The following is a 21,246-nucleotide window of genomic DNA, read 5'->3' as shown; positions in this document are numbered from 1 at the left end:
ACTATCCTGTTCCCGCGCTTGACGCGGGATCGCATTAAAACCAGCCCTATAAAAGTCTGATTGATAAATTTTTCCTCTTATGTCCCCGCACTTGGTGCGGGGACAAGGAGATTTTGACACACCTTCTTTTTATTACTTCTGCATCGGGCCAACCGATGGTGGTGGATTTCCAATCCCCCATTCCTTATTTGCTTTCGGCCCCATTTTCAGAGATAGGACACCGCCTGCTGTGATCCGGCTATGATCGAACCAGGGTCCGCTCAACTCTTCGCCGTTCAACGTAACCGATTGCACGTATTTATTATCATGGGAAGCCCCATCTGCCACAATCTCGAACACGTTACCATTACCGAGATCGATCTTCACATCCGAAAAGACCGGACTACCGATATTATAAGTCGGAGATCCCGGTGTCACCGGATAAAATCCCATCATACTAAACACCACAAAAGCAGACATGCCACCACCGTCTTCATCACCCGGAACTCCCATCAAGTCGTTACGGAACCATTGGTCAAGCAGAACACGGATGCGTTTCTGCGTCTTCCAAGGTTGCCCGGCATAATTATACAGATACGGGATATGCAGGCTCGGTTCATTTGCCATCGAGAACATACCGACATTACCGGTGTGATCCGGCAGGAATGAATAGAATTGCCATTTGGACATTCCTAAAGGAGTGTCGAACATCGAATCGAGGGCAGCCGTAAAGACTTCATTTCCCCCGATAAGCGAAACCAGGTCGCCGATGTTGTGTTGTACATCCCAACGATAAATATAGCCGTTGTTTTCATCATAATAATCACGAGCACCCAAACCACCGGAATACCGGTAATCCACACCTTCTATAAATTTACCGTCCTTATCCTTCGGATGGAAGAAACGAGTTTCCGGATGAAAGAGGTTCCGGTAGTTATAAGATCGGGCAAGGAAATATTCCGCATCCTCTTTTTTACCCAGTTCGGCTGCGATCTGAGAAAGACACCATTCATCATAAGCCGTTCCTAAAGTAACGGCCACCGGCTGACGTTTTTCCCACGGGGAAACGTTGGCCACCGTTTCTTTTTCACCCGGTTTCAAAGCCGGGATATAACCATGCTCCTTATAAAATTCATCCAGCCATCCGGAAGGAGCCGCCGACCAGGGAATCAAAGTTTTCTCCTCTATACCTTTACGGGCTGCTTCATACGCTTTTTCAAGATCGAAACCGCGAACCCCTTTTCGCCATGCATCGATAACGGTGGCAACGGCATGGTTGGAATTCATACGGCGGGAATCACCAGTCACTTCAGGGAATGTAGGCATCCAGTTCGTTCCCATCTGCTGGGCCATCAAAAGATATGAATTGATAATATCTGTTTCACGTTCTTTATCGATTAGGATACGAAGCGGATGGGTGGCACGATAAGTATCCCAAATCCAGTCATCGGTATAGAACGAATGACCACCGTCTTCATGTATCTTGCCGTCGAAAGCACTATAGTATTTACCGTCTTCGCTCAGATTCACCGGACGTTCATAACAACGATACAGGGAAGTATAGAAAACGGTCTTGTCGTTTTCACTTCCTCCGCTTACCTGTATCTTGCCCAAAGCATTGTTCCATTCGTTTCGTCCGATCTCAGCAATTACATTTACATTATATGAGTCGATTTCACGCTCCAGATTTTTCCGAGCTTGCTCCGTACTGATAAAAGAGATACCATAACGAACTCCGATCTCTTTCTGACCGGAAAAAGCCAATGCCAGAGCGGCATCCTTCCCTTCTACGAACGATTCACCATACTTCACGGTTCCACCGGCCAAGACACCAGATTTCTCCGGTGCCTTGTCTGTTTCAGCATATAAATAGACCTTCGTTTTCTTATCTACATATTGAAAACCACTTACCGTATTTCCATCACATTTCAACTCTCCATTCCGGCTATTGAACACCAGATAAGCCGGTTCTTCTTTCTCGAATGTAAGGTTATAAACCGCACTTTGGTGAGAGGGAGCGTAATCGACCTCGATATTCGCATCGTCCAAATATACCTGATATCGGTACGGGACAATCTTTTCCCGATCGTAACTATACTGAATGACTGGTTTCAGGCCTGCTTCATCGCCCTGGTAAGGACTCAGGTTGAAAGCAGAACTACCCCGATGGCTTGTCACGATGAGAGGTAATCCTCCTAACCGGTCGCCCGTGAAATCTCCACGTTCAGGATAAACACGCAACATACTATTCGGCAGATGGACGGTCGGATAGGTCGGCACCAACAGATGGCTGATGTTCCCCATATAGGGATTAACATATTCTACCGGTTCTTTCGGTAAATTAGCAGCTATCAACTGCTTGCCTTTGACATAATACCTGTTGATCATCATCGCGATAGCAATTCCGATAACGACACCCAATAGAAATTTTCCTGTTTTCTTTAGTATCTCCATCATTTATTTCTTTTGTTTTTCATTGATTGAAAATGAATATGGGAAATCTTCCGGATTCACTCCTCTGTCCATGTTCGGCTTGTCTCCCATCTTGATATTCAGGACACCACCTTTCAAGAGTTCGAAATGTTCCAGATAGTTTTTCGTATAATCCTTTCCGTTAAAGGACATAGACTCGATATAGATATTCTTGTCACTGTTCTCCGGTGCATTAATAACCAGGCTCTTTCCATTCTCAAAATGCAGAGTGGCTTTCTTAAACAAAGGTGCGCCCAATACATATTGTGTTGTTCCCGGAGCAACCGGATAGAAGCCGAGAGCGGAAAAGACATACCAGGCAGAAGTCTGTCCGTTATCTTCATCACCACAATAACCATCCGGGGTCGGAGTGTACATACGGTCCATTACCTGGCGTAGCCAATATTGGGCTTTCCAAGGCTCACCGGCATAATTGTACAGATAAATCATATGCTGGATCGGCTGGTTGCCATGTGCATAGTTTCCCATATTCATAATCTGCATTTCACGGATCTCATGGATCACCTGTCCGTAATAGCTATCATCAAATACAGGAGGAACGGCAAATACGGAATCCAACATCGTGATGAATTCTTTACGTCCACCCATCAAATCGATCAATCCCTGCGGATCGTGGAATACCGACCATGTATAATGCCAGCTATTTCCTTCCGTGAAAGCATCTCCCCATTTCAACGGCGAGAAAGGAGCCATAAACTTGCCGTCCTTATTCTTTCCACGCATCAATTTGGTCTCTTTATCAAACAAATTTTTATAGTTCATTGCACGTTTGGCATACAGATCCAGTTCCTTTTTAGGACGTCCCAAGTCTTTTGCAATCTGGTAGATGCACCAGTCATTATAAGCATATTCCAACGTACGGGCGGCATTCTCGTTAATCTTTACATCATAAGGCACATATCCCAGTTTATTGTAATAGTCATGCCCAAGGCGGCCGGTAGAAGAAACCGTCGGATGTACGTTTTCTGTTCCGTGGATCAAACCTCTGTACAAAGTTTCGAGATCATCCACCTTTATACCCTTGATGTAAGCATCCACTAAAACCGAAGCGGAGTTGTTGCCCACCATACAACCACGGTGTCCGGGACTTGCCCATTCTGGGAAGAAGCCACTTTCCTTATAAGCATTAATCAAACCCTCCTGCATTTCTTTCGACATGGTTGGATACATCAGGTTCAAGAACGGGAACAGACTACGGAACGTATCCCAAAAACCGGTATCCGTAAACATATAACCTGGTAACACTTCTCCATTGTAAGGACTATAATGTACGATTTTCCCTGACGCGTCTATCTCATAAAACTTACGGGGGAACAGAAGCGAACGATACATACAGGAATAGAACGTCCGATACTGGTCCAGCGTACCACCTTCCACTTCGATCTTACTCAGCTCCTTATTCCAAATGTCTTTGCCTTTTTGTACCAGTGTGTCAAAATTATCAGCACCTAACTCTTTCAGATTGAGCGAAGCTTGTTCGAAGCTGATAAACGAAGAGGCTACCTTCGCATGTACAATCTCACCTTTCGCCGTCTTGAAACCGATAACGGCACCGACATGGTCGGATTGCTGCTCACGAATACCTTCCTTCAATGTTGCATCGGCAAAAGTTGCTTCATAAGTGAAGGGCTTGTCAAATTCGATGACGAAATAGTTTTTGAAATTGTCCGGTACACCGCCGCTGTTTTTGGTCGTATAACCGATAATTTTGTTTTCTTCAGGGATCACTTTGATATAGGAACCTTTGTCAAACGCATCCACTACGACATAAGAATGTTCATTTTCCGGGAAAGTAAAACGAAACATGGCGGCACGATCTGTCGGTGTCAACTCGGTCTTCACATCATGTTCCGCCAGATAGACTTCGTAGTAATACGGTTTTGCGATCTCACTTTTGTGAGAGAACCAGCTGGCACGTTTATCCTGGTCAAATTCAGGAGCGCCGACAACCGGCATGATCGCAAACTGCCCGTAATCATTGATCCAAGGGCTTGGCTGATGAGTTTGTTTAAAACCGCGTATTTTATTGGCGGTATAGGTATATCCCCATCCGTCCCCCATCTTACCGGTTTGCGGTGTCCAGAAATTCATACCCCAAGGACGTGCTATAGCCGGATAGGTGTTACCGGTCGATAGCTCAAACGACGATTGCGTCCCCATTAAAGGATTAACATACTCTACCGGATCAAAAGCACCGTCTGACGCAACGGCAGGCCTCCCCAAACAGGTTAGCATAGCAATAAGGGCAAAAGCCCATATACTTTTTTTCTTCATTTTTATTTATACAATTAATATTCTACTTACAAAGATAAGTCAAACAACCCCTTAAGTAAAAGCAAGTAATGTGGATTTTTCTCAAAAATCAATAAAAAAGGAGGTTGCCCGTGACGAACAACCTCCCTTCTGATCAAGACTGCTTTTTAATGGGTTCTGATCTTAACTCAATACCTCATTATACAATCGGTTCCATTCGGTTATCTATCGTAACCCGGATTTTGTTCCAATGCCGGATTTCTCTGAATCTCGTTGTGAGAGATCGGCCACAATAAATGCTTCTCTTCGAAGGTAGCTCCCCACGGATTAGTCGCCCCGATTACATTTCTATAAGTAACTTTACCTCTATTAGCTTCAGATGTTTGCGGATATTGGCGTGTACGCTGGATATCCGACCAAATCTTGTTCTCAAAGATGAACTCACGGAGGCGTTCCGTCCATACTTCATGGATAAAGTCTTCTTTGGACAAGCCAGCCAGACTAGCTACAATAGCAGCACGGTCCATCTTTGTATAAGCTCGTGCACGAACATCAGCCAAATAGCCAATTGCTTCAGATGTAACCCCTTCACTTTCTGCTATTGCCTCTGCTGCAATCAGCAAGATTTCAGGATAACGGTAGATAGGAAGGTCTTTTCCATTCTTGCCTGTGCTCAATAAGGCTTCTTCATTATACCAAACATAAGGGCTGGCATCAAACGTCTGTGTGATTTCCTTACCATCTTTTATATAAGTATAAGAAGTATGGAAATATTGTTTTTCCTGAACACGCAAGTCATTTTCCGGATCATAAATATTATACAGTTCTTTTGTCGGAGTATAAGTTCTCAACAAAATAGAATATTGAAAAATTCCCCAACCTTCAGCGCCCAACGGGAAACTAAATCCCGGTTGCGGATTATTACCGGAAATATTCGCATCATATTCTCTTGAGAAAATATACTCATTAGAATCATCAAGAGTACGAATCTGGTTATAAGCACTATTTGCTTCCGTATCCTGATTTTCAATCATTGCATGACGATGACTATTAATCACATTACGGGCAGCCTTTGCAGCATCTGCATAATGATTTTCCTGAATAGGATAACCACTCAAAGTCAAATAAACATCTGCCAACATTGTTTCGGCAACCCATTTTGTCACACGGAAGCCATTCTGAGTATAAGCAGCATCATTCAAAACGGCAGAAGCGTCTTGCAAATCCTGAATAATTTGTGCATATACTTCTCTTGAAGCCGTACGCGATACAAACATATCTTCCAAGCTTTCATACGGTTCAAGAATTAAAGGAACATCTCCAAAGAATTTCACCAAATGGAAATAGTTCATGGCACGAAACAACTTGGCCTGTCCCATCAGATTCTCTCTCTCTGCCTCTTCCAATCCGGGAGTTGTCGGAATATACTTGATAGCCGTATTTGCATTCGAAATCCCGACATAACAATCATCCCACAATTTTTCGATTGGACCGGACAAATTTTGCGAAGTATAGGAAAGAGACTGGCAATAACGTACCATTTCTTCCTGTGCCTTCTTCTCATTATCGAAGAAACCAGACATATACCCACCATACATCATCTTACTTCCGGCATAGGCATCAGCATCGTAGAACTGAGGAACACCAGAACGATATAGTTTATTAACAGCGGCACGTGCATGATCCGGTTGTGTAAAATACTGACTTGAGGAGATTTCCGATTTCGGATTTTCTTCAAGAAAATCACTACAAGCGGTTGTACCTCCGAGAATACTCATGCAAGTTAATGCAATATATATTTTTTTCATATCAACTGTTCTCCTTATTTATTAAAATGAAACATTCACACCTAATGTATACGTTCTGGGTTTCGGATACTGGAAGAACATAATATTCTGTCCCCATTGGTCAGTGTTCCATGACGTACCTTCCGGATCGTATCCCTTAAAGTCTTTTGAAGTAATACAGAATGCATTGTTTACACTGAAATAAGCACGAAGGCTACCCAGATGCAGCGCTTTCAGCACTGAAGGTTCGAATGTGTAACCTAACTGAATCAAGTTGGCACGCAGATAAGAACCATTTGCCACCCAATGAGAGTCCGGCTGTGAATTTTGGCTATAAAGAGCCGGAATCATCGTATTCGTGTTTGCCGGAGTCCATCCTTCAGAAAGGACAGAGGACAAAGCATTGGCAATTCCGAAACGGTCCTCAGTCGAATGCAAGAACTGCTGGTAAACATCGACTCCCAATACAAACTGCAAATCTACGGTCAGGTCGAAGTTCTTATAACGGAAATTATTAATAAAACTACCTGTTACATCAGGCAAACCCTTACCTAAAATCTCTCTGTCTTTAGAACGTTTAGGTTGTCCTACACCGGCACCGGCAGCTTTCGCTTCTTCAGCTTCATCTTCCCCCCAAATGCCTTCGCGCTTGTATCCCCAAAAAGAGCCTAAAGATTCGCCTTTACGAAGGATTACCAGATTTCCGGAAATAAACCAGGGACCGGTGAGAATATCTTCGTCATTCTCGCCTAATTTCTTGATCTCATTTTTATTATAGTTGAAATTCAAGGTAGAGCTCCATCCAAAGTCTTTAGTGTCGATATTAACTGTATTTACCATGAAGTCAAGCCCCTGGTTCGCGACCTTACCAATATTATCCATTACAGAGGTAAAACCGGTTGTATGAGGAACCGGACGCTCCAACAACAAATCAGTCGTCAATTTATAATAATAAGAAATATCAAAATTCAAACGATTACGGAACAGGTTCAGATTAAAACCAATATCGAACTGGTTTGTCTTTTCCCATTTCAGATCCGGATTGGCCAGACGAGCAGTATTACTTACGGGAACACGACCTCCATTCAACAGGTCATTCCCTGAAGAGATAGTTGCCAATGATTTATAAATACCAATCTCGGTATTACCTGTCACACCAAAGCTGGTATGAAGCTTCAACTGGTCAACAACAGTTGCATTCTTCATGAAATCTTCATTCGATATCAACCACCCCAAACCGACAGAAGGGAAAAACGCATATTTATTATTATCACCGAAACGAGAAGAACCATCGACACGCCCTGTTACAGTAGCCATATACTTGTCATTGTAAGAATATGAACCACGAAGGAAATAAGAATTCATCGCCCATGAAGAATATGCAGACGTAGGAGCAGACGGGATAGTACCGGCACCCATATTATCGGTTCCGAAGAAATCATCTGCAAATCCTTCTGTTTTAGACTCATTCCAACGTTCCGTACGTTGTTGCCATGACAAACCGGCCATTGCATTCAAACGATGCTTTTCCCATGTCTTATTGTAAGTCAAATACGTTTCTTCCTGCCAGTACAAAGTATTTATATTCTTGATACGTGCGCTACCATTCGGATAAGACAGATTAATAAGATCTTTTGGAGAATAATCGCTTTCCTTATTATTATGGGCATCCAAACCGATCTGTGTTTTCAAATCCAACCCCGGAAGAATATGGAATGTCAAGGCTGCATTACCAAACATCTGTGTTCTGTAACGCATACGTTTCTGAGTTTTCAACACATGTACAGGATTGGCCATACCTTCCAGACCCCAACCATCCGTTCCGGTTGTGGAATTTGACCATGAACCGTCAGGGAATTGAACGGGTAACCAAGGAACCATTTCAATCATTGAACGACGAGGCATCTGATGTCCACCTGTTTCTTCCGCTTCATTTCCCCATGTATGGTTTACCAACAAATTGACCGAAGTAGACAACCAACTCATAGGATCTGCATCATAAGCCATTTTCGCATTGATACGTTTCATATAAGAGTTAAGCATAATACCCTGCTGGTCTGTATAGTTCAGGAACGCACCCATTGAAGATTTCTTTCCACCTTGCTGAATATTCAACTGATGATTATGTGAAAAAGCCGTACGAGTAGCTTCTCTCTGCCAATCCGTATTATAGATAGGCGTTCCGTCTGCATTGAAAAGATCACGGTTGGATAAATTCATCGGCTTATTTTCGCCTGCATACTTCATCCAATTGTCCGATGCAATTTTATAAGCATCCATCCATTCGTTTGCATCCAACAGATCCATATATTTAGACATTGTACCGACACTAACAGATCCACTATAGCTGACCTGTACGCCTTCTTCCTTACTACCGCGTTTTGTTGTTACCATGATAACACCATTAGCACCACGCGCCCCATAAATAGCCGCGGAAGAAGCATCTTTCAACACTTCGATACGTTCGATATCATTCGGGTTGACAAACTTAAAGTCTTCCATAACAACACCATCCACCACATACAACGGATCTGTTGAAGAGTTAATAGTGCTCATACCACGAATAATCACACGGCTTGAACCACCCGGCTGACCTGAGTTTGAAAAGATATTTACACCGGCAGCTTTACCCTTCAATCCGTCCAAAGCACTGAAAGATTGCTGTTTCAACATCTCATCCGCTTTTGTTACAGAGATGGAGCCTGTTACATCGGATTTACGTTGCACACCATACCCAACGACTACAACTTCCTCCAATGCTTGCGAATCTTCTGTCAGCATAACGTTAAATGTTGTCTGATTTCCAACCGGAAGCTCTTTTGTCAGATAACCGATAAAGGACACCTGCAGGACTGCTCCTTCCGGAACGTTAGTAATTGTAAAGTTACCGTCCATATCTGTCATTGTACCGTTCGTAGTACCTTTAATAATGACATTGGCACCGGCAACCGGACCAAATTCATCGTTGACAACTCCAGAGATCGTTTTACCCTCCTGGGCTACTACCGGATTTGCATTCTTTGTCAAAACGATATAATCGTTTTCAAAAGCATACTTTACATTCGAATCACCGAATGCTTCACTTAAATACTGAGCGACTGTTTTATTTCCTGACTTAACGGAAATGGCATCGTTCGTATTCACTTCATTTTTACTATAGACAAACAGGTAATCCGTTTGTTTCTCTACCTGATCGATAAACTCACCGATCGTTAAATTCTTTCCACTGATATTGACTCTTGCATTTTGCGAACTTGTTTTGGCTGCAAATGAAGAGAATACGCAAAGGAAAAGAAGGAAGGCTGAAATTCTCATGACATTTAGAAATTTCGGTTCTTTTTTCATAACTTTGCTTCGTTTACTTGTTAATACTTAATTTGTTGGAATTTTGTGTTAGCTTTCGGACCGGTAGGTGCGGGAACACCTATCGGTCTTTTTATATTTTCTTCTCTCTAAATCATAGGCGACGGCATTAAATTAAAGATTAAACATGTTTTTCTTATTTCCATATCCGTTTAGCGAATAGTAATACAATTGTTTTCCTCATCCTTTACAAACGAGAAATAATACACTTTCTGCAAGGTTTGAAGTACGCTCTCCACCCCGTCACGCTGACGGAACTTACCACTGAATCTATATTGATCCAGTTTCTTGTTCTTTTGTATGATTGTTATATCATAATATAGCTCAAGTTTTTTAATGATATAGCTGAAAGGCACATCGTCAAAAGCATAAATACCTTCTTTCCACAACAGGAAATCAGAATTATCGAAATAACTTTTTACAAGTTTTCCATCTGACAGGAATACACATTCATGCGGTGTAATATCCAGAGCATCTGCATCGCTTTCACCCTGGTAAACTTTCACAGAACCTTCAACCAAAGATGTGTTGAATTCCTCATGTCCCTTATAAGCAAAGACATTGAACTTTGTACCCAACACCTTGATGTTTGCTTTTTCCGTTGAGATGACAAAAGGAACTTTTCCATTCTGTTTCACTTCAAAGAAAGCCTCTCCGTCCAATTCTACTTTCCGTTCATTTTTTCCGAAATGATTGGGGTAGCGTAAAGTCGAACGGGCATTCAACCAAACGGTTGTCCCATCGTGCAACTTCAAAAGCGCACGTTGTCCGGAAGGGGTGGAAAATTCTTCATATGCGATTGCTGGCTCTTCAACCGTAGGTTGCTCTGTCCGGTTGGTAATCATCCAGGTAGAAAAGACGGCGACACAAACGGTTGCCGCATATCCCAAGATATGCTTATATGGAATTACAAATGATTTCTCTTTACGGGCTTGCTTAAATTCAAGAAGCTTGCCCACGGCAACAGATTCGTCCTCTCCTGCCGGAATCCACGAGGTCAAAGCACGAAGATTCTGAACAGATAAGAACTCTTTTTTCAATTCTGCATCTGTTTCCATAGCGGTAAATAACAGCTTTTTCTCTTTAGCAGTTATTTCCCCATAAAAATATTTTGTTATCAGTTCATACATTTCTCATGCTTTTGTAAGGAAGAGCGATTATCTTTTCATTTACCACTAAAAGACAATCGTAAATAAATATTATTTAACACTAATAAGGAATAGCAACAGGGGCAAGTAGTCCTTGAGTTCAATACGAAGTTTTCTTAAGGCTATGGACATCTGGTTCTCCACCGTATTCATCGAGATATCTAATTCATCGGCAATTTCCCGATATTTCATTCCTTCTATACGGCTTTTTAAAAATATTTCACGACAACGTTCAGGCAGTTTATCGATAGCGTTGGCTATCACTTTCTCTATATCTTCTTCAGATGTAAAAGTATAGTTCAATTGTTCAAGGGCCAATAACTTAAAGGTCAGTTCCTGCTTGTATTCCTCCGCCACCACTTTATGACGAAGATAATCAAGGCTCCGGTTTTTCACAAGCGAAAAAAGATAGGAAACCAGGCTAATTTGTATATCCAGCACTTCCCGCTTCTCCCATAAAAGAAGAAACACATCCTGGACAACATTCTCAGCATCTTCCTCAAACAACACATATTCCCTGGCAAAACGGAGCATACGGGAATAGTATGTGACATAAATTCTGTCAAAATTATTCTGTATGCTACCTTCGATAGAAATAGGTTTGCTCATTCACTTATATATCTTTACACTCTCTTTAAATAACTAAGTTCTGTAAGAACTCCAGAATTTCATCGCACAACAAAGATATAAAAGATTTATTCATGATACGAAATTTTCAAACAAATAATCCATTTACCAACGTTTTGATCGTAATATATTACAAAACAAATTATTAATATGATTACGATTAATAACCCGTAACTGTGCTTTCTTTCACTATAATCATTATCAGCATCCATATACATAGTCAGGGAATTAGCTTATATCCTTTATTCGGGAAAGCGGAGATGCTACCTTTTTATTGAGAGATTTAAAAACCTTTTTATTTTCAACAGGTTCAACTAAATATACCGAGTTCTTACAGAACTATGGCACTGTATCAAAACAAAACGCAGGGAGGTACACAGCGTTGCATGCAGGAAGAAAAAATTTCATACTGATGGAGGAATAGTTTCATAGGCATGAAACAAAAGTTTCCCGCAAGTGAAACAAAAGTTTCATGGGCATGAAACAAGAGTTTCACTTACGGGAAACAACCGGGATAAGAGAGGGAATCGTCCGGTAGAATATAGTCCCTCCTCTTTTTTATAGTTTGAACTTATACAGTTGCGCCATCACCTTCTGGTATTCGTTCTGCAACTGCATGTGATTCTGCATACTCTGATAAAGCGTGGTGACATCCACAAAATATTCGATCATCGAGATTTGCCCTGCTTGGATCGCCTTGTTCAACAGCACCAGGTTGTTCTGGCTTTTCAGCACTTCGCTATACTCGTCGATGGAAGTCTTCAAGGCCACTGACTGGTTATAGAGTTGGAGCAATTCGTTCTCTACCGCCGTCGTCGTGCTTTCCAGCTGTAAATCGGTGTAAAGGCTCTGTGCTTTCGCCTGCTTCACGTTGTTGCGATTAGAGAAAAGAGGAATGCTGATACCGACCAAAAAGCCATTGAAACGTTCGCCACCTGAAGATGGATTCATACGGTAACCCAACTCGAACGAAGGCAATCCCATCGTCTTATTGACACTGATTTGTCTCGATGATACGGCCTTTGCACTTTGCAAAGACAACAGACGCCGATCATTTCCCAAGATTTCCTGACGCAAGTCGGCAAATGAGAGTGGAAGTTCCACAGCCTCATAAGCCGTATCGGTCAGTTGAACAGCAATCCCTCCATTCAGCATTTCCAATTCCCGCTGCTTATTCACACGGGCCGCTTCGTTCATGCGTGCCTCGTTACGGACGTTCAAGAGTTCGAGTTCAATCTTGTTCGTTTCCAAAATATTGGCATCACCCTGTTCCAGGCGTTGCTGATAGAGTACAGCAAGCTGTTCGGCGCTTTTCCGACGGATATCCAGCAGGTTCTTTTGCTGGTTCAGAAAGATCAAATCCAGACAGGCCTCTTTGGCTTGCAACAAAATCTGCTGGCGTACTTCTTCGCCCTGTCGATCGTAGTTTTCGCCCTTCTGCTTGGAAAGCTTGTTCCGTTGCATATAGAGAGACGGGAAGTCAAACGATTGCGAAGCGACTAATTCACCGGTGAATCCCATCCCCTCTTTGTTCCCATACAGATGAGAATAGGTAACGGTAGGATCAGGCAGGTTGTTGTCCAGTTTTGCTTCCAACTTTTGTGCCGTCACCATCTGACGGTTTGCCTGCAATTCCTTGTTATTGGTTTCTACGCTCCGGAGCACTTCCTCGATGGAAGTTTGCGCCCCGGCCACCAATGCGGAAGAAAGCAATGCTATTGTTAATATGAATCGTTTCATTCTTTATCTTCTTTATTCATTAATAAATAAACAATCGGGATGATGAAGCCGTTCAAGAAAGTGGATGTCAACAAACCACCCAGGATAACGGTAGCCATCGGGCTTTGTATCTCATTGCCGGGCAGATCGCCGTTCAGCGCAAGCGGGATCAATGCGAGAGCCGAACTGAGCGCCGTCATCAGGATAGGATTCAAACGATCCATAGAACCTTGCAAGACAGCTTGCTTCAGCGGCACATTCTCTACGGTCCGGAGATGTGTATAGTGGCTGATCAGTAACATACCGTTACGAGTGGCAATACCAAACAGGGAAATGAAACCGATAATAGCCGGAATACTCACCTCGCCAGAAGTCAGCTTCAAGATAAACACACCCCCGATCAGCGCCAACGGCAAGTTCAACAGTACAACACCACTCTCTTTTGCATCCTTAAACTCATTATAGAGCAACAGGAAGATCACCAACAGAGACATCAACGAAGTAAGCAGTAATGTACGGCTGGCGGCCTGTTCACTTTCAAACTGTCCTCCATATTCAATATGATAGCCTTCGGGCAACTGGATGGAAGCATCCACCTTCTGCTGTATCTCATTAACGATACTGCGGAGGTCACGCTCGGAGACATTACCACTGATCACAATCTTACGCTGCACATTCTCACGGTTGATGGTGTTCGGGCCTGTCACGGAACGGATTTCAGCAACATAGCTCAACGGGACTTTCTTGCCGCCTGCATCAATCATCAGATTACGGATATCCTCCATTGTAGTACGGCTTTCGTCTGAAGTCTTTACCGTCAAGTCAAATGTCTTGCCATCGTCATACACCTGGCTGACAGCTTCGCCACCCAACATGACATTGACATACTCCTCAAACTCCGGCAATGTGATGCCATATTGTGCCATCAACTCGCGCTTCGGCGTAATGGTTAGCTGCGGACGCTCGATCTGCTGCTCCACTTTCAAGTCCACCAGACCGGGGATTCCTTGGATGGCTTCCTTGATCTGGTTACCGACCGTAAACATCAGGTTCAGATCCGTACCAAATAGTTTGATTGCGATATTTGCCTCCGTACCGGAAAGCATGGCATCGATACGGTGAGAAATCGGTTGTCCTATTTCGATATTGGCGCCACTGATGGTAGATAGTTTCTTACGGACATCATTCATAACGGCATCTCGGCTACGGTCTTTCAAGACAAATGGAGCTTCGATTTCCGACACATTTACACCTAAAGCATGTTCGTCAAGTTCGGCACGTCCGGTCTTTCGGGCAACTGTCTGGATTTCGGGAACCTGCATCAGCAGTTCCTCTGCCCGTCGTCCCATCTCGTCCGATTCTTCAAGAGAGATACCCGGAAGAGAACTTACGTTGATCGTAAACGAACCTTCGTTGAACGGCGGCAGGAAGCTGCGCCCTAACGTAAAGAATGTTCCCAATGCGATAAGAAACAAACCAATCGTGCATCCTAACACTATCTTCTTATGTATTAATGCACCATTCAAGGCCCTGCCATATAATTCTTTTAGCTTGCGGGCCACCCAAGCCTCCTTCTCTACTTTCTTGTCCGTAGACTTCCGGTTCAGCAGATAGCTACACAACACCGGAGTCAGCGTCAACGCAACAACCGTAGAGGCAAACAGCGCAACAATAAAGGCGATCCCCAGTGGCACCAGCATACGTCCTTCCATCCCATGCAGGAAGAAAAGGGGCACAAAACTGACCACGATAATGAGTGTCGAATTCAAGATCGGCATACGCACTTCACGAGAAGCATCGAACACGACTTCCAGAATGGAACGCTGCTGATCAGGTGGCAACAAACGATTCTCTCGTATGCGTTTATACACATTCTCCACATCGACAATCGCATCATCAACCAACGAACCGATAGCAATCGCCATCCCTCCCAAACTCATGGTATTGATGGTCAATCCCATATAATGCAACGCCAGTATGGAAACTAACAAGGAAAGAGGTAAGGCAACCAGCGAAATCACCGTCGTACGGACATTCATCAGGAACAGGAACAGGACAATAACAACGAAAAAGCTGCCTTCGAACAAACTATTCTTTACATTATTAATAGAACTGTCGATAAAACGGCTCTGACGGAATATGTCGGTCGAAACATGCACATCGGCAGGCAGATTCTTCTGCAAGTCCGCCATAATCGCATCTAACTTTTCCGTCAAATCGATCGTGCTGGTATTGGGCTGTTTGGTAACCGTAATCAACACGGCAGGTTTCGCCCGTTCGGAAGCAGTTCCAAGCTTCGGACTCTTGCTACCGATCTTCACAGTTGCTATATTTTCCAACAAGACGGGGAAATCTCCGACAGTCTTAACGACTCCCTTTCCGATCTCCTCAGCATTCGCAGTAGAAAGGACACCCCGGATGATGTATTCGTTATCATATTCATAAAGGACACCTCCATTGGCATTCCGGTTCATGTTACGGGTAACGGTCAGTACTTCGCCCAGACTGACACCATAATGTTTCATGCGGGCAGGATCGAGCAATATCTGGTATTCCTTGATATCGCCACCGATCACAGCAACTTGCGCCACCCCTCCTGTCGATAGCAATCGGGGACGGATGGTCCAGTCAGCAATCGTACGCAAGTCCATTTGGGTAGTTGAGGTAGTTCGCGAATCGTCCCTACTCTCACTTGCCTCATCGACCGTCAGCCCGATAATCATCATTTCCCCTAAGATGGAAGACTGCGGTCCCAGCGTCGGTTTCCCGACATTCTCCGGCAGACTCTCACTGACTACAGCCAACTTTTCGGAAACGATCTGGCGAGCCCGGTAAATATCCGTTCCCCAATCGAATTCAACCCACACAACAGAAAAACCCGTCGTAGAAGACGAACGGACACGGCGCACATCCATCGCACCATTCACAGCCGTTTCTACCGGAAAAGTGACCAAACGCTCCACCTCTTCGGGAGCCATACCGTTCGCCTCTGTCATAATGACAACGGTCGGCGCATTCAAATCCGGAAACACATCCACATCCGTATGGAAAGCGGTATATGTCCCGGCAATCATCAGCAGCAGGGAACAGATCAGTACAACTAATCTGTTATGCAGCGAGTAATATATTATCTTATTCAGCATAATCTTTTTTTAATTGACAATTGATAATTGACAATTGACAATTAAAGGACACGACAACCAATTGTCAATAGTCCATTGTCAATTGTCAACTCATTAATGGTTATGTGTATGTGCAGGAATTGCATTAGAAGCAGAAGCCAGCTTAATCTGGTAAGCACCGACCGTCACCACTTCGTCGCCAGCTTTCAAGCCACTCAATATCTGAACTTCGGAGCCGTTGTCGGCACCTAATGTCACAGGAACCTTTTTATAGGCTTCTTCATGCACGCGGACAAAGACAGAATAAACACCCTGCTCCTCGATAAGGGCGGAAACAGGGACACTGATTACATTCTGCATCGGAGCAGTAAGCAGATAAATCTCGACAAATGAGCCGGGAATAATAGCCCCTTTGTTATCAAACTCGAATGTAACCGGGACATAAAAAGAGTTAGTATCGGAGGCCTTGCCATAAGAAAGCAGACGTCCATGCAGATCGGATAGTTTATAAGTCACGTTATCGTATGGTGTACGGAAATTAGCGGACTGTACGGAAGGCAAATAGTTGTAATATTTCTCTGAAACCTCCGCACGCAACACCAAGCGGTTATTCTGCGAGATCGTGGCCAAAGGCTGGCCTACCGTCACATAATCGCCCTCTTTCACTTGCAAGTTTTTCAGATAACCATTCATTGGAGAAACGACCGACACACCGTTAGCGGTCTGTTTTCCTGCCACCGCTTCCCAAGCCACCTTCGCATTCTCGTAATTCAGACGCGCCTGTTCAAAATCCTTGGCAGAGACGATCTTATCCCCTACCAGAGTTTCCATACGTTCATATACTTTCTTTGCATTCTCGTATGCATATTTAGCCTTAGCCGCCACATTACCGTCAGACAAACTGCTCGAAGCAAGACTCAAAATAGCCTGTCCCTTGCGAACCGCCGTTCCATCGACAAACGACAGGTTGCCGAATGTCACCACACCAGGAACCGTAGCTACCACAGTAGACTCCTCTCCCTGCGCAGCCATCACCCGCCCGCTTGTTTTGATCACATCGGTAAAAGCACCCGGCCCAACCTTAGACGTCTGCAGTCCGACCGCTTCCGCCAATGCTTTCTTAAACGAGATTTCACCGGCATGTCCTTCTCCGGCCTCTTCATGTTCATGATCATGTCCCTCATGTTCATGGTCATGCCCTTCGTGATCGTGGTCATGTCCTTCCTCGTGTTCATGGGCCTCATGTTCATGGGCCTCATGTTCATGCTCTCCATGTGTCGCAGTATTGCCATTGCAACCTGCCAGGATGTAGGCGAAAACCACCCACATTAAATATACCTTTTTCATTATGATTTATGAATTTTGATTTATGATTTGTGAATAAAAGAAAGTCAGTTTATGGTTTATAATTTATGGCTTATCATCAACACATAAATTATAAATCATAAATCAAATTCATACGGAGGCGCACGAAGCCCTGATGCAGAAACAATCCACGTATCATGCAAGGACTCGATGTAGTAAGCCCGGTCATTCTCGAACAAGAGCTTATAAAAGACCGGAGCAGGAGGATTTATATAATCAAACAGGACAAGCAAAGGGAAAAGAAACTGGTTCACGTTTCCATCCGTCACATGAGAGAAAATGGAAGTGTAGAGTGCGATATTATGCCCGCTGCATCCGCAATCATGTGACTCAGGACTCCCATGCCCACCATGAGCAGCCTCGGCTGACAGTGATTTATAGCATGGCAACCCATTACTATGATGATGGTGCGGTACAACTACCGACATAAGCATCACGATACTAACAAGCAGCATCACATATTGATATATTTTCTTTTTAACTCTCATACTTCCGACTACAAAAATAAGAAGTTTTTCATTATTACGCAATTATGCCTCCTAAATTAAATGTATTCACACTCAAAACAAACCTCCGGCCCATTTTTATTTCGTTTTTTGAAACAAAACTCCTTTTTATTGCGTTTATATAAAAGGTGCTATTTTATAATTAAAGAAGGGAGAAATAAGAAAATGATTACAGAAGTTCTCAATAATAATCTGATTGAGGCGATGAGAATCAGAATACCCGACGGTACAAACCTGGCAAACGTACTAATGGATATTTTATATATTGGAAAAGAGGCGGTCTACCGTAGATTAAGGGGGGAAGTTCCCTTCACATTGGCCGAAGTGGCAGCTATATCAAAAAGCCTGGGTGTTTCATTAGACCAGATTATCGGAATCAGCTCTGCAAACACAGCAATGTTCAATCTGAATTTTCTACACTATTCGGAGCCATTACAGACCTATTCATCCATGATCCGGCGCTATGCTGAGATTTTAGAAACGATGTCCGGCGATCCGAAATCAGTGCTCAGTACGGCCTCCAATATGTTGCCGCAGGCTTTTTACCTGAAATACGACTATCTGTCACGTTTCCGTCTGTTCAAATGGATGTATCAACATAAACAAGTCAACTGTGTCCAGAAATTCTCGGAACTGCAACTGACACAAGAACTGATAGACGCACAAAAGGCGTTCGTTAAAGCCAATCAGGATTTCCGTACGACTAATTATATATGGGATCAGATGATTATCATACATTTGGTGAACGACATCAAATATTTCCGGGATATCAATCTTGTCACGGAAGAGGAAGTGGAGAAACTGAAAGAAGAACTTATTCTTCTTCTGAACGAACTTGAAGAAGTCGCCACGATAGGAATGTTTCCGAAAACCCGCAACAGCGTCAATGTCTATATCTCGAATATCGATTTCGAAGCGACATACAGCTATGCGGGAACAGAGAACCTGGAGATCGGCATGATCCGAATTTATTCAATCAACTCGATCACTTCCCTGGATAAAGCATTTTGTAAAAGCCAGAAAGACTGGATCAAATCTCTCAAAAGATTTTCAACCAATATATCGGTTAGCGGTGAAATACAACGCATCCAGTTCTTCAACACCCAAAGGGAGCATATAAAGGAGCTTTAAGATCTTTTCCGGCAGGGAAGAAAGCTGTGTCAATATAAACTGACCTACGAACTGACATAAATTAGGCATGGATATAAACCAATACAATCCATGCCTAAAAAATCGTGATGAAGATATTCTGACATCTCCTTGTTATTAGGGAATAAACCTTTATTTGTCCAGTTTGGCACAAATAAGTTCAGCCGCTTTCTTACCGCTCATCAGCATACCGCCAAAGATCGGCCCCATGCGGAAACTACCACTCACCCCATTGGCAGCCATACCTGAAACGAACAGTCCCGGATAGATTTCCTTCGTATTTTCTACGGTTGTAGACTCACCCAGCTCGACATTCAACGAACGTTCGCCGATCACACCCCCAGTCGGAGTATTCAGCTTGATATCGTTCTTGCGAGCCACCACGCGCGCGATCTCACAGTCATGGCCGGTTCCTTCCAAGACAGCCTTAGACATAATCGTCAGCGGGTCTACATGCATCCCCTCGCGGATAACCGGAGCCCAGTTCACAACTACACCGGCTACGGCATCGTTATGGAACACCACGTCTTCTACGGAATAGCAGTTGAAAATAGTCGCACCGGCTTTCGTCGCACTATAGATCAAAGCCGAGGTTGTGTGCACGGAATCCATGATATAAGTACCATTTCCGGCATCCTTATAACTTACACCCAACTCACGTACGATCGGCATAGCCTCTTCCTGAACCACGATATCGTTGAACATCATGGCGCCGCCCCACATACCTCCACCAGGAGCCAGCTTACGGTCGAACAAAGCCACCTTTTTTCCGGCCTTAGCCAGATAATAAGCGGCAACGATACCAGAAGGACCGCCACCGACAATAGCGACATCAATAGACAAATTACTCTTTAACTTCGCAAAGTAAGAGTCGATAATTCCTGTTGAAACAATCTGTTCCATTACAAAATAATAATTAGAGTTCAAACATCGGGAAGCACATAGAGGTAACGCTTCCCTTTATTTAGTAATTCTACCTTTTCCCTTCACGGCGTTATCCGGCAGGTTCAATGGGTATAATCTCAGCCTGTATAGTAAGGCACCCCTATGATAAGTCGGTTGCAAAGATAATAAATTATCCGAAATGCGGCGGACGCTTGTTCATTTTCCGTTCCACAAAATTCTTCATGAAAGCAACCGTCTCGTCTACTCCCAACACGGAGACATCTATCGAAAAGTTGTAGGTGGATGCAACTCCCCATTCCTTATTCGTGTAATAGTTATAATAAGCAGCACGCGACTTGTCGGTCTTCAGCATCAATTCCTCCGCCTGCTCGACCGTCAGGTCCTGGCTTTCGATGATCCGTTGAATACGGTTTTCCTTGTTGTTATGAATAAAGAAACTCAAGCAGTCGGGATTATCACGAAGGATATAGTCGGCACACCGTCCGACAATCACGCAAGAACCTTTTTCCGCCAGATTACGGATCGTATCGCTCTGATACAGAAACAAACGGTCGTTAGACAACACATCGGCATACGGTGGAAACAACCCCATATACGAATAGCCCATTGTAAAGGCATACGCCAAACCGCTGGAAGCCCTCTCATCCGCTTTCTCGAAAAACTCCTCGCTCAGTCCGCTTTCTTTCGCGGCAAGCGCCATCAGCTCCTTGTCATAATAGCCAATGCCCAGTTCTTTTGCCAGCTTCTGTCCTACCTCACGACCACCGCTGCCGAACTGCCGGCCGATGGTCAATATGATTTTATTATCCATGTCTATCTATCTTTTTGG

At 43.8% G+C, this 21,246-nt stretch carries 13 protein-coding genes; 1 reads left to right on the top strand and 12 read right to left on the bottom strand.

Annotation, left to right across the window (positions count from 1 at the left end; all coding sequences use genetic code 11):
* Window positions 1-132 precede the first annotated feature (132 nt).
* The 10 genes from NQ564_RS04660 to NQ564_RS04615 all read right to left on the bottom strand — a co-directional run bounded on the left by NQ564_RS04660 (window position 133) and on the right by NQ564_RS04615 (window position 18,311).
* Entirely contained in the window at window positions 133-2,370 is a 2,238-nt protein-coding gene (locus tag NQ564_RS04660; RefSeq protein ID WP_394358205.1) for a GH92 family glycosyl hydrolase, read from the bottom strand.
* Window positions 2,371-2,436: 66 nt separating this feature from the next.
* Window positions 2,437-4,746, bottom strand: coding sequence for a GH92 family glycosyl hydrolase (locus tag NQ564_RS04655; protein WP_008148520.1), 2,310 nt, complete (start codon window positions 4,744-4,746; stop codon window positions 2,437-2,439).
* Between the two features lie 200 nt (window positions 4,747-4,946).
* Window positions 4,947-6,533, bottom strand: coding sequence for a RagB/SusD family nutrient uptake outer membrane protein (locus NQ564_RS04650; RefSeq protein WP_008148519.1), 1,587 nt, complete (start codon window positions 6,531-6,533; stop codon window positions 4,947-4,949).
* A gap of 21 nt (window positions 6,534-6,554) precedes the next feature.
* On the bottom strand, window positions 6,555-9,857 hold the full coding sequence (locus NQ564_RS04645) for a TonB-dependent receptor (protein WP_008158174.1): 3,303 nt from the start codon (window positions 9,855-9,857) through the stop codon (window positions 6,555-6,557).
* A 170-nt stretch (window positions 9,858-10,027) separates the two neighbouring features.
* Window positions 10,028-11,005: a FecR family protein gene (locus NQ564_RS04640; RefSeq protein WP_008148517.1), complete on the bottom strand. Its 978-nt coding sequence runs from the start codon at window positions 11,003-11,005 to the stop codon at window positions 10,028-10,030.
* Between the two features lie 69 nt (window positions 11,006-11,074).
* A complete protein-coding gene (locus NQ564_RS04635) occupies window positions 11,075-11,632 on the bottom strand; it encodes an RNA polymerase sigma-70 factor (RefSeq protein WP_008158176.1) in 558 nt (185 codons plus the stop codon).
* A 576-nt stretch (window positions 11,633-12,208) separates the two neighbouring features.
* Window positions 12,209-13,390 carry a TolC family protein gene (locus NQ564_RS04630; RefSeq protein ID WP_008148511.1) on the bottom strand — a complete coding sequence of 394 codons (1,182 nt, stop codon included), beginning with the start codon at window positions 13,388-13,390 and terminating at the stop codon, window positions 12,209-12,211.
* The gene (locus NQ564_RS04625; protein ID WP_008148509.1) at window positions 13,387-16,512 is read right to left on the bottom strand and encodes an efflux RND transporter permease subunit; all 3,126 of its coding nucleotides are present in this window, start codon (window positions 16,510-16,512) and stop codon (window positions 13,387-13,389) included. The genes NQ564_RS04630 and NQ564_RS04625 overlap by 4 nt, the downstream gene beginning before the upstream one ends.
* A gap of 93 nt (window positions 16,513-16,605) precedes the next feature.
* Window positions 16,606-17,838 carry an efflux RND transporter periplasmic adaptor subunit gene (locus NQ564_RS04620; protein WP_008148507.1) on the bottom strand — a complete coding sequence of 411 codons (1,233 nt, stop codon included), beginning with the start codon at window positions 17,836-17,838 and terminating at the stop codon, window positions 16,606-16,608.
* A 95-nt stretch (window positions 17,839-17,933) separates the two neighbouring features.
* A complete protein-coding gene (locus NQ564_RS04615) occupies window positions 17,934-18,311 on the bottom strand; it encodes a DUF6769 family protein (RefSeq protein WP_227963250.1) in 378 nt (125 codons plus the stop codon).
* A 216-nt stretch (window positions 18,312-18,527) separates the two neighbouring features.
* Between NQ564_RS04615 and NQ564_RS04610 the strand changes: the two genes are divergently transcribed.
* Window positions 18,528-19,493: a helix-turn-helix domain-containing protein gene (locus tag NQ564_RS04610; protein WP_039848142.1), complete on the top strand. Its 966-nt coding sequence runs from the start codon at window positions 18,528-18,530 to the stop codon at window positions 19,491-19,493.
* Window positions 19,494-19,643: 150 nt separating this feature from the next.
* On the opposite strand, the gene NQ564_RS04605 is transcribed toward NQ564_RS04610, so the two are convergent.
* Together NQ564_RS04605 and NQ564_RS04600 are read right to left on the bottom strand one after the other, a co-directional pair.
* Window positions 19,644-20,414: a sulfide-dependent adenosine diphosphate thiazole synthase gene (locus tag NQ564_RS04605; RefSeq protein WP_005644098.1), complete on the bottom strand. Its 771-nt coding sequence runs from the start codon at window positions 20,412-20,414 to the stop codon at window positions 19,644-19,646.
* A 172-nt stretch (window positions 20,415-20,586) separates the two neighbouring features.
* Window positions 20,587-21,228 (bottom strand): cytidylate kinase-like family protein, encoded by a 642-nt coding sequence (locus NQ564_RS04600; RefSeq protein ID WP_008148496.1) that lies wholly within the window; start codon window positions 21,226-21,228, stop codon window positions 20,587-20,589.
* Between the last annotated feature and the right edge of the window lie 18 nt (window positions 21,229-21,246).

Origin of the sequence: Parabacteroides johnsonii DSM 18315 (assembly GCF_025151045.1) — a bacterium.
Taxonomy (GTDB): Bacteria; Bacteroidota; Bacteroidia; order Bacteroidales; family Tannerellaceae; genus Parabacteroides; species Parabacteroides johnsonii.
The sequence above is the reverse complement of the archived record's forward strand: the minus strand, read 5'-3'. Positions and strand labels throughout refer to the sequence as shown.